Source organism: Pseudomonas fragi, from assembly GCF_900105835.1.
GTDB classification, from domain to species: Bacteria; Pseudomonadota; Gammaproteobacteria; order Pseudomonadales; family Pseudomonadaceae; genus Aquipseudomonas; species Aquipseudomonas fragi.
In genome coordinates this window covers 988,322-998,539 of the sequence record NZ_LT629783.1, presented here as the reverse complement: position 1 = coordinate 998,539, position 10,218 = coordinate 988,322, and the positions used below count along the sequence as shown (strand labels likewise).

The 10,218-nt window shown below is 62.4% G+C and carries 9 protein-coding genes; 3 read left to right on the top strand and 6 right to left on the bottom strand.

What is annotated here, in order from left to right:
• Positions 1–79: 79 nt before the first annotated feature.
• Positions 80–1,063 (top strand): GlxA family transcriptional regulator, encoded by a 984-nt coding sequence (locus tag BLU25_RS04270; RefSeq protein WP_050901289.1) that lies wholly within the window; start codon positions 80–82, stop codon positions 1,061–1,063.
• 81 nt (positions 1,064–1,144) lie between these two features.
• Positions 1,145–1,819 (top strand): MgtC/SapB family protein, encoded by a 675-nt coding sequence (locus BLU25_RS04265; protein ID WP_016781147.1) that lies wholly within the window; start codon positions 1,145–1,147, stop codon positions 1,817–1,819.
• A 44-nt stretch (positions 1,820–1,863) separates the two neighbouring features.
• Here the strand turns inward: BLU25_RS04265 and BLU25_RS04260 are convergent, their stop codons facing one another.
• The 5 genes from BLU25_RS04260 to BLU25_RS04240 all read right to left on the bottom strand — a co-directional run bounded on the left by BLU25_RS04260 (position 1,864) and on the right by BLU25_RS04240 (position 8,310).
• Positions 1,864–2,901: a FecCD family ABC transporter permease gene (locus BLU25_RS04260; protein ID WP_016781146.1), complete on the bottom strand. Its 1,038-nt coding sequence runs from the start codon at positions 2,899–2,901 to the stop codon at positions 1,864–1,866.
• Positions 2,898–3,941: a FecCD family ABC transporter permease gene (locus tag BLU25_RS04255; RefSeq protein ID WP_016781145.1), complete on the bottom strand. Its 1,044-nt coding sequence runs from the start codon at positions 3,939–3,941 to the stop codon at positions 2,898–2,900. Before BLU25_RS04255 ends, BLU25_RS04260 begins: the two co-directional genes overlap by 4 nt.
• A gap of 3 nt (positions 3,942–3,944) precedes the next feature.
• The gene (gene fepB, locus BLU25_RS04250; protein ID WP_029611440.1) at positions 3,945–4,832 is read right to left on the bottom strand and encodes a Fe2+-enterobactin ABC transporter substrate-binding protein; all 888 of its coding nucleotides are present in this window, start codon (positions 4,830–4,832) and stop codon (positions 3,945–3,947) included.
• Positions 4,825–6,144 (bottom strand): NtaA/DmoA family FMN-dependent monooxygenase, encoded by a 1,320-nt coding sequence (locus BLU25_RS04245; protein ID WP_016781143.1) that lies wholly within the window; start codon positions 6,142–6,144, stop codon positions 4,825–4,827. Before BLU25_RS04245 ends, fepB begins: the two co-directional genes overlap by 8 nt.
• 75 nt (positions 6,145–6,219) lie before the next feature.
• The gene (locus BLU25_RS04240; RefSeq protein WP_016781142.1) at positions 6,220–8,310 is read right to left on the bottom strand and encodes a TonB-dependent receptor; all 2,091 of its coding nucleotides are present in this window, start codon (positions 8,308–8,310) and stop codon (positions 6,220–6,222) included.
• Positions 8,311–8,533: 223 nt separating this feature from the next.
• Between BLU25_RS04240 and BLU25_RS04235 the strand changes: the two genes are divergently transcribed.
• Entirely contained in the window at positions 8,534–9,328 is a 795-nt protein-coding gene (locus BLU25_RS04235) for an IclR family transcriptional regulator (protein ID WP_371837093.1), read from the top strand.
• 3 nt (positions 9,329–9,331) lie between these two features.
• Here BLU25_RS04235 and BLU25_RS04230 read toward each other — a convergent pair whose 3' ends face one another.
• Positions 9,332–10,120 (bottom strand): ABC transporter ATP-binding protein, encoded by a 789-nt coding sequence (locus BLU25_RS04230; RefSeq protein WP_016781140.1) that lies wholly within the window; start codon positions 10,118–10,120, stop codon positions 9,332–9,334.
• Positions 10,121–10,218: the final 98 nt, after the last annotated feature.

Sequence of the window (10,218 nt, the reverse complement as noted above, 5' to 3'; positions counted from 1 at the left end):
CCGCCGGTTAGGATTGCGCCTTATAAATACACAAGAAACGGATCGAATCTTGACCGAACGACGTCAATTCAGCACCGGCATGAAGGGCAAGAACCTTCGTTACCTCAAAGACAGTGCCATAGAGCCAGGACCCATGGTGCGCACCGGTTTTGTGTTGCTGGAGCATTTTTCGCTGCCGGCCTTCACCCAGGCACTGGACACCCTCATCACCGCCAACCTGCTGCGTGCCGGTTTGTTTTCTTCGCGCACCTATGGCTTGAGCGACAGTGAGGTGGTCAGCGATCTGGGCCTGGTGATCCGCCCCGATGCCTGTATCGATTCGGCGATGATCCATGAACTGGACCTGCTGGTGATCTGCGGCGGCTACCGGACCGAATTAAAGATCAGCGATGCGCTGAGCAACCTGCTCAGGGCCGCTGCGCGTGAGGGCATCACGTTGGGCGGGCTATGGAACGGCGCCTGGTTTCTCGCCAGCGCCGGGGTACTGGACGGTTATCGTTGCGCGATCCACCCCGAGCATCGTCCGGCGCTGGCGGAAGTGGCCAGGGCGGCGCAGGTCACCAGCGAACCCTATGTCATCGACCGTGACCGATTGACTGCCTCCAGCCCTGCCGGAGCCTTCCAGATGGCTCTGGGCTGGATCAAGGGCCTGCATGACAAGGCGCTGGTGGAGGGTATCGAGGATATTCTGGCATTTGAGGAGTCGCGCTACCGACGGATCAAGCCGGCGGAAAATATCTGCGTCAGTGCGCCCTTGCGCGAAGTGGTCAAGCTGATGGACGCCAACCTCGAAGACCCCCTGGAGCTTGAGCAACTGGCGGTCTATGTCGGCCGTTCCCGGCGTCAGCTCGAGCGCCTGTTCAAGGAACAACTGGGCACCACACCGCAACGCTATTACCTGGAATTGCGCATCACCGAAGCGCGCCGGTTGCTGCAGCACACCGAGCTGTCACAAGTGGAGGTACTGGTGGCCTGCGGGTTTGTCTCGCCCAGCCATTTCAGCAAGTGCTACAGCGCCTATTTCGGCTATCGACCGTCCAAGGAAGTGCGCCTGATTAAATAACGCGGCCCGGCACCGTGCCGATCCTTGACTATGCTGTGGGCACTTACTGCGCAGGCAGATGCTCTGGTTCGAGGGATTGGCATGATTTCAGAATGGGAAATGATTGGCCGTTTGCTGCTGGCAGCGGTGCTCGGCAGCCTGATTGGCTTGCAGCGCGAGCATCAATTCTGGACGGCGGGTTTGCGCACGCACATGCTGGTGGCGACTGGCGCATGCTTGTTTATGACGGTGTCGGCCTTCGGCTTTCAGCAGGCGCTGACCCAGCCGGGCACGCAACTGGACCCTTCGCGGATTGCTGCGCAGATTGTCACCGGCATCGGCTTTCTCGGGGCCGGCTCGATCATGATGCGCGGTGAAGTGATCAAGGGGTTGAACACGGCGGCGAGCCTGTGGGCGGTGGCGGCCATCGGCATGTCGATTGGCGGCGGCATGTATGTGTTGGGTGTGGCTGCGACCGTGCTGATTCTGGCCATCCTGATCGCCATCGGGCCGATCGAGCACCGTTATCGCGATTATATAAAGGTCCATGTGATCAAGCTGGTAGCGCCGACGGGTGTGCTCAATCGTAAGAGTCTTGAGGCGTTTTTGGGCGTGGATGCCGTGCGCCTCAAGGAGGTGCTGGTCGAGCAGGGGCCACAGATGGGCACTGAAAGCGTCACGGTCGAATTCAAGAAAACCAGTCGGGTGGAGACCGCCGAGTTGCTGAAGCGGATCTTGACTATTCCAGAGGTCAGGGAAGAACCGGCCCCCCATTGATTGAATGGGGGGCTGCAGGCAGGGGCCATGCGATTGCGCCAGCGTTAAAGCTTGCGACTGCCGGCCAGCAACCACAGCAGGTAAAGCCCGCCCAGCAAACCGGTAGTCAACCCGATCGGCAAGTTGAGGTGCTGGGTGAAACGCTGGCTGACCAGGTCGGCCACCAGCAATAGCAAGGCCCCCATCACCGCACCTGTCAGCAACGGGATATCGGGCGAACCGGTCAGCCTGCGGGCCAGCTGCGGCGCTGCCAGGGCGATAAAGCTGATAGGGCCGGCCGCCGCCGTGGCAATGGCCGTGAGGCCTACCGCCGCCATCACCATGAGCAGGCGCGAACGTTCAACACTCACGCCCAGTTGGCTGGCGGTGTCGTCGCCCATTTCCAGCAGGTTCAGTTGCCGGGCCTGGTAGACCGCAACGGGGGTGATCAGCACCAGGCCCAGCGCCGCTGGCAGCACATGGGCCCAGGTGCGGGTGTTGAGTGAGCCGGACAGCCACAGCTGCGCCGTCATGGCCTGGTCGAGATCGCCGGTCACCAGCAGGATAGTGTTGAGCCCGGTCAGCATCGCGCCAACACCGATGCCCACCAGCACCAGGCGGTAGCCGCCGCTGGTGCGACCCTTCATCGACAGCACAAAGACCAGGGCTGCGGTGCATATGCCACTGAGCACTGCGGCCAGTGAGGTGCCCAGCGGCCCGGCATTGAACAGGATGATCTGCACAATCGCACCGCTGGCCGCTCCGGTGGTGAAACCGATGATGTCCGGCGAGCCGAGGGCATTGCGCGAGATGGACTGGAAGATCGACCCCGCCATGCCCAACGCCACGCCGACGCAGACGGCTGTCAGTACCCGGGGTAAACGGACACGCCAGATCACCCGCTCGGCGGTGGGGTTGTCACCCGCTCCGAACAGGCTGGCCAGCACTTCGCCGGGGCTTAGCGCCAGCGTGCCGACGCCCAGCAGCATGACCCCCAGCAACAGGGTCAGGACCATCAACAGCGTGCCGATCAGCATCACTCGCGGGCGCCAGAGCAGTGAACATGAAGCAAAGCGGATGACCGCAGGCAGGGCAGTTTTCATAGTTGACTCAATCGGTACTTGCGTACCACGGCAATAAAGAACGGGCCGCCCAGCAACAGGGCGATGATCCCCGCCGCGACTTCGGACGGGGCCACTACCACGCGCCCGAGCACATCGGCTGCCAGTAGCAGGATGGCGGCATACAGGGCGGAATAGGGCAGGATCCAGCGCTGATCCGGGCCGACCAGCAACCTTGCGATATGCGGTGCCACCAGCCCGACAAAACCGATTGGGCCGGCGCCGGCGGTGGCCGCGCCGGCCAGCAGCATCACCGCCAGGCACGCCAGCAGCCAGGTTGAACGCGGGCTGGCGCCCAAGGCCAGGCCCATGTCCTTGCCCAACGCCAGCACATTGAGGTTGCCGGCAAGCGCCAGGGCGATGGCACCGCCCGGGATCACGGCCGCTAACAGCACCCAGGCGGCTTGCGGGCCGCTGCGCTCTAGGGAGCCAGAGGCCCAATGGCGAAACTGGTCGAAGACGTCGGCAGGGGCATTGAGGATAAAAATGCCGGTGGCCGATACCAGCATGATCGACAGCCCGGCTCCGGCCAGGACCAGGCGCACCGGGTTGCAGGTGCCGGCATGGGCCTGACCGATGATAAACACGGTGACCCCTGCCAGCCCTGCGCCGATAAAGGCGAACCCCACATAGGCCAGTGGCGTGACCAGATTGAACGCGGCCGCCCCTATGATGATTGCCAGTGCAGCACCTGCATTGATACCCAGCAGGCCCGGCTCGGCCAGCGGGTTGCGCGTGACCGCCTGCATGATCGCTCCGGCCATCCCCAGCGCCAGCCCGGCCAGGACCGCCACCAGGGTGCGCGGGATACGCAGCTCGCGCACGATCAGGTGGACGTCGTTTTGCCGATCATAGGTACCCAGCGCATCAAGGACCTGGTTCAGGCTCAGGGGGCGTGAGCCGAGGGCCAGGCTCAGCCCCACCATCAGTACCAGCAATGCCAGGCCGCCCACCAGGCCGCGCAGGCGTTTACGGTGTGGCTGCTTGAACCGTAACGCGGTTCGCTGAAGAGACAGGGCCATGACTCAGGGGAAACTCCGTGCGACGGTATCGATCATCTGCTTGCCCGAGTAGTAGTCGATGCGAAACGAACTGACCCCCAGTGGGTACACCTGTTTGTTGCGCACCGCAGGCAGATTGGCCAGTACCGGGTCGGCGAGAAACGCCTGCACATCGGCATTACTGCCGCCGAGCAGGAAAACGCTGTCACCGGCAATGGCCCGGGACAGGTTCTCGCGGGATATAAAACCCACGTCCGAGCTACGCCGCACCTGATCCTTGAGCGCGTCAGGCAAGCCCGCTACGGTAAACCCCAGTGCGCTGAGCAAGCGTGCCTGGGGGCTGGCGGGCAACCCCACCGAATAACTGCCTGCAATGTTGTAGCCCACCACACTGACCGTGCCCGGGGGCGGCGTCAGGCCAGAGGCGACTTTAAGGGTGTAGGCATCGAAGCGCTGGATTGCAGCCTGCGCCTGCTGCTCCAGCCCGGTGACCTTGCCCAGTTCGACTGCCATTTCCTGCCAGCTGTGATTGGAATAGTTGACCACGGCGCTATTGATGCCCTGGGCCTCAAGCTCGGCCTGATGTTGCAGCACGCTGTCGGCACCGGTGGCCGACACCACCAGCAGGTCAGGGGCCCAGCCGATCACGGCCTCAAGATCAAACTGCAGGTTGGGATACAGCACTTGCACTGCGCGCTGGTCGGCGACTTCGGCCCACTGCCGGAAAAACCCCTTGGCATCTGTCAGGCGGCTGGGTGCGGCAGCGGCGGTGGCAATCACAGGTGCATTTATTGCCAGCAAGATGCCGGTCACGCTGGGGGTGGTGGAGACGATGCGTTGCGGTTTGTCGGCGGCGTGGGCCAGCCCCGTCAACAGCAACGCGACCAGGGGCAAGGCGAGTGTTCTAAGCATGCTCGCGGCCCTCGTTAAGGTGATGGGCAAAGGTCGCGCCGCTGTAGCCCTGGCGGAACAGCCCGGCCTGCACCAGACGCGGCATCAGCTGTTGCAGAAACAGATGCACCGACTCCACCGAGCCGCCCGGGGCGGCAATGAAACCGTCAATCGCACCGCTGTGGGCCCAGTCGATAATCTGCTCCAGGGCGTCGTCCACTGTGCCCACCACTTGCCAATGCGCTGCAGAGATCACCTCGGGGCGCAGCAGCAACTGCTCGAGGGTCAGGGATTCACGCTCGATCAGGCGGCGCAGCAGGCTGTTGTGGGTGCGGCTGCCGGCATCGGGCGCCACAGGTGGCAGGTCGGTGCGGGTCACCGGGCGGCCTGGGGGCCAGTCAGTCAGGTCGAGGCCGATCATGTCCTTGATCGACGCCAGTTTGCGCGGCTTGTCCAGCCGCGCGTGGGTTTGCATAAACAGGGCGCGGGCCTCTTCGCGGGTGGCGGCCAGGTACAGGCTCAGGCCAGGCAGCAGCCGAATCCCGGCGGGGTCGCGGCCGTGGCGCAGGGCCCGCTGCGAGAGATCGCGACGCAGTTCCAGGGCGGCTTCCTTGTCGGGCGTCGGGGCGAAGACCAGGTCTGCCACCGAGGCGGCAAAATCGCGCCCCGATGCCGATGCACCCGCCTGGATCAGTGGGATGCGCGGGCCGGGGTAGGCGGGCAGGTTGAGCGGCCCCTTGACCTTGAGGTGCTTGCCGTCATGGTCGATGGCATGCACCTGGGACGCGTCAGCATAGTGGCCGCTGGCGCGGTCGATCTTCAATGCCGCGTTGGGGAAACTGGCCCACAGTTGCTGCACCACCGACGTAAATTCGGCGGCGCGCTCATAGCGTTCCTCGGCGCTGGGCATTTGCTCCAGGCCGAAGTTTTCGTGGCCCTGCAGGGCGGTCACGATATTCCAGCCGGCGCGGCCACGGCTCACCCAATTAAGCGATTGCAACTGGCGGGCCACCACATAAGGCGGAAAAAAGGTGGTCGATACCGTGGACACCAGACCGATATGCGACGTTTCCCGGGCCACGGCAGCGAGCAGCACTGTGGGGTCGAGGCTGGCAAAGCCTGAGCCGCTGTCGAGCATGTGCATGGGCATGCAGCTGACGTCGGGGCGAAACACGAAATCCAGGTGCGCGGCTTCGGCGCGCACCGCCAGATCGATGGCGTAGTCTGCGGTGAAAATCTCTTCGATATTGCTGTTTTCCCGTCTCCAGCCATCGCCGCTCAACCAGGTAGGGGCCAGCGACAGGCCGATATGCAGGTGTTTGTGGGTGCTCATAAATGCAGGTTTCCAGCTTGAAAAAAAACCAGGGCAGCCCGCCACGGGGCCGCCCGTTCATGGGCAGGCAAAGGCTCAGAACGCGCCCTTGACCCCGATGCCGAACATGCGCGGCGTGGTCATGCTCGCTTCCAGGCCGCCAATGCCACGGTTTTGCTGCATATAAATGGCGGAGCGGTCATCGAACAGGTTTTTCACATAGCCATACACTTCGATGGCCTCGCTGAAACGATGGCTCATGCGTGCATCGGTCAGGGTGTAGGAGTCGATGGTCAGGCTTTTGCTGTTGGCCGTGTCGGAGTAGTAGCCGTCGTAATGACGCACCTGTACCGACAGATTGGTTTTTTCGGTGATGTCCCAGCTCGGCCCAATGCTCAGTGTGTAACCCGGCGAGCGGGCGAATTCGTTGGCCTGATACGCCTCGTTGCTGGAGATCTTGTCGATGCGGGTGCGCAGCGTGCCCAGGCTGGCGCGCAGCTTGAGGCTGTCGAGTAGCTGATAGTCGGCGCCCAGCTCCAGGCCGTAGCCGTGGGCTTTTTCAGCATTGATGGTGTAGGACTGGGCAATACCCGGGGAGACCACTACTGGGATATTGTACTGGGCATCCTTGAAGTCCATGTAAAACAGGTTGGCGCTGAGGATCAGGCGGTCATTCAGCAGATTGGCGCGGGTAAACAGTTCGTAGTTCCACACCGACTCTTCCTTGAAGTCCTGCCACTGGCGGGTACTCAGGTTGAGCGACATGCCACCCGGGTTATAACCGCGGCTGATCATGGCGCCCAGTGTCCAGTCCGGGGTAGCGGCGAAGGCCAGCGACACCTTGGGCAAAAAGGCCGAGAAGGTTTTCTGATAATCCAGCGGCCCCGGTGCCAGCACCGACGTGCCCTGGCGGTCGATGCGGTCTTGCTGGTAGCGCAGGCCGCTGCTCAGGGTCCAGCGGTCGTTGAGGCGGTAATTCAACTCACCGAACAGGCCGAAGTTTTCCTTGGTGTCATCAAAGCTCGACAGGCCGGAGAGTAAAAGCGATTCGTCGGATTTGGTGCGGGCTACATAGACCCCGCTGACTCCGCTGAACTCGCTGTGCTGGTCGCCAAACACCAGGCGGGTTTCGTTGGAAATATTGCTTTGCTTGATATCCGCATCACCCTGGCCAGCGATACCGGTGTAGCGCTTGACGCTGGAGTGGGAGTACTGCGCCTGGTTGAACAGCTTGATGCCGTTGTCGAAGTCATAGCTGACATCCAGGATCCCGGTGTTGGTGGTCTGTTCCCAGGACGGCATGGTGTTGGTGATGTGGTCGAGTTTGTGGAAGGGTTTGGAAGCTGATTCCTGGCTCGGGCGGTTGCTGTCGTTGTGGGCCAGGGTGAGCTTTGCCTGCAGCCCGGTCATCGAACTCGGTAACCACAGCAGCTTGGCGCGGGCATTGAGTGCGCTGAAGTCCTGATCAGTCTTGCCCTTCTGGAAGTTGGGGCTGGTGTAATCGATAAAGGTGTCGCGGGCCGAGTAGTCCACTGCCAGGCGCCCGGCCAGGTCTTCGCCCATCAGCGGGCCGGAGAGGGCAATCGAGGTGCGCTTGTGGTTGTAGTTGCCGATCTCGGCCTGGTACAGCGCCTCGGGGGTGAAGGTGGGGTTTTTCGTGTTGACGATACTCGCCCCGGCAATCGCGTTGGCACCCTGGGAGGTGGTCTGCGGGCCGCGGAACACCTCGATATTGTCCAGGTCCCAAACCGAGGTGGCCCCGAAGAACATCTCGTTGTAGTTCAGGTAGTGGCCGTCCAGGTTGATGGTGGCGCGGGGTACCGTGCCGCCCCAGAACACGTTCTGGCCATTGTTTGGCCCCTGGCTGTCCATGCCGCGAATCACCGGCGCGCCAACGGTATCGGTATAGATGACGTTGGGTACGCCTTCGAGCACTTCATGCACGGTGGAGTCGCCGGTTTTTTGTTCGTCGATCTCGCGCCCCGAAATAACCGTTACCGACGAAGCAGTGCTCTTCAGGTCACGCTCGAGCTTTTCGCCCGTCACGGTAATCGGCTCGAACACCAGTGCCTGTTTTTTATCGCCAGCAAGCGCTTCATCTGCCAGTGCGGCGCTGGCGCCAAGCAGGGTAGACAGGGTCAGTACGCTGAAACCGCACGTCAGCTTTCGGGGGGAGTAGGCCTTCAAGAGATGCTCCAAATGAGAATGATCCGCGTTATGGCGATCGTAGCATGTGGCTATCACGTTCCTCAATAAAGAATTGATTCCTCTATGTGGTATTTGTTGGCGTGCTATATGCTGGATTTTGTCGCAGGCGACGCCTGCCAAAGCCGGTATCATGCGCGGCGTCGATTGATGCCTATTGAGAAACAGCCGCGAGACAGTGGCGAGGAGAGAACCCTTGAAAAACCTGAAGGCACCGGATGACGATGCACCGGACACCCCGAGCGAAAAGCGCTCGGGCACCATCCAGTCGGTGGCGATTGCAGCGCGGTTTCTCAATGTGCTGGCCAGCGCCGAACGCGAACTGGCCTTGGGCGAAGTGGCGCGACGCACCCAAACCGGCGGTTCGACGACTCATCGATATTTGCAAAGTCTGGTCAAGGAAGGGCTGGCCAAGCAGGATCCGGCCAGTGGCTTGTACGACTTGGGCCCGGCGGCATTGAGCATCGGCATCGGCGCGTTGAAGCGCGTGGATGCGGTGGAAATTGCCGCCCAACACATGAAGTCGCTGGCCCATGAACATGCGGCCAGTGGTGGTGTGGCGATCTGGACCGACCGCGGGCCGACGCTGGTGCGCTGGTACCGCAGTGCCTATTTTTCCATCAGCCCGCTGGCGTTGGGCGATATCCTGCCGCTGGACAACACCGCCTGTGGCCTGGTGTTTCAGGCCTGGTTGCCGAAAACCACCATTGATGCCGCGCGCAAGCAGCAACCGGCGCATTTTCGCGGCACGCCGCCAACCAGGGCGGTACTGGACGAAGTGCGCCAGCGTTGCTGGGCTGAACTGACCAGCCACTTGCTGTCCAATGTCACCGGCCAGGCCGCACCGGTGTTTGATGCCCAGGGCGAACTGGTGTGCGTGATGACCACAGTGACCGACCTGGGCCAGCTCAAGACACCAGAAGACCGCCAGGCACTGTTCCACGCTGCCCACCGGGTCAACCAGTCCACCGGTGGCTTGCCCTGGCAGGGTGGCGAGTAAGCCCTAGGCAGGCACCCGGGGCTTGGGCACCACCAGCGGGGTGCCGGTCACCGGATCGGCGATGATGAGCGACGCCAGGCCGAATACCCGTTCGACCAGGCTTTCGGTAAAGACCTCGGCTGGCGCTCCCTGGGCGACAATGGCCCCGTCTTTCATCGCAATGATGTGCGAGGCATAGCGACAGGCCTGATTGAGATCGTGCAGCACGGCAACGATGGTGCGGCCTTCGCGGTTAAGTCGGGCGAGTAGTTCGAGCAGTTCGATCTGATGGGCAATATCGAGAAACGTGGTGGGCTCGTCCAGCAACAGGATCGGTGTTTGCTGTGCCAGCACCATGGCAATCCAGACCCGCTGGCGCTGGCCGCCCGACAACTCGTCCAGCAGGCGTTCGCCCAGCTCGCTGACCCGGGCCGCAGCCATTGCAGCACTCACGGCTTGCTCGTCGGCCGGTGACCACTGGCGCAGAAAAGACTGATGCGGGTAACGACCGCGCGCCACCAGATCGGCCACGGTGATGCCATCCGGCGCCGTAGCACTTTGCGCCAGCAGGCCGAGCCGACGCGCCACCTCTTTGCCGGGCAATGCATGGATCGGCGTGTTGTCGAGCAACACCTGCCCGCTTGAGGGCACCAGCAGGCGCGACAGCGCCCGTAACAAGGTGGACTTGCCGCAGGCATTAGGGCCGACGATCACGGTAAACGAGCCATCGAGAATGTTGACGCTGAGGTCGGTGGAAATGGTGCGCTGATCGTAGCCAAGGGTTACGGCATCGGCATGCAGGCGATGGGGCATCAGTCAGGATTCCTGGCGTCAGTGAGCTGGCCAGTATCACTCATATGGAATTTGTTCCGCAATACGGAACGGTGGCGAGTGCTGCCGCGGCCCGTATG

Coding starts and splice junctions, on each gene's coding strand:
- BLU25_RS04230 (WP_016781140.1), bottom strand. CDS start 10,120: ATGCCCCATCGCCTGCATGCCGATGCCGTAACCCTTGGCTACGATCAG.
- BLU25_RS04270 (WP_050901289.1), top strand. CDS start 80: ATGAAGGGCAAGAACCTTCGTTACCTCAAAGACAGTGCCATAGAGCCA.
- fepB (WP_029611440.1), bottom strand. CDS start 4,832: ATGCTTAGAACACTCGCCTTGCCCCTGGTCGCGTTGCTGTTGACGGGG.
- BLU25_RS04260 (WP_016781146.1), bottom strand. CDS start 2,901: ATGAAAACTGCCCTGCCTGCGGTCATCCGCTTTGCTTCATGTTCACTG.
- BLU25_RS04245 (WP_016781143.1), bottom strand. CDS start 6,144: ATGAGCACCCACAAACACCTGCATATCGGCCTGTCGCTGGCCCCTACC.
- BLU25_RS04255 (WP_016781145.1), bottom strand. CDS start 3,941: ATGGCCCTGTCTCTTCAGCGAACCGCGTTACGGTTCAAGCAGCCACAC.
- BLU25_RS04265 (WP_016781147.1), top strand. CDS start 1,145: ATGATTTCAGAATGGGAAATGATTGGCCGTTTGCTGCTGGCAGCGGTG.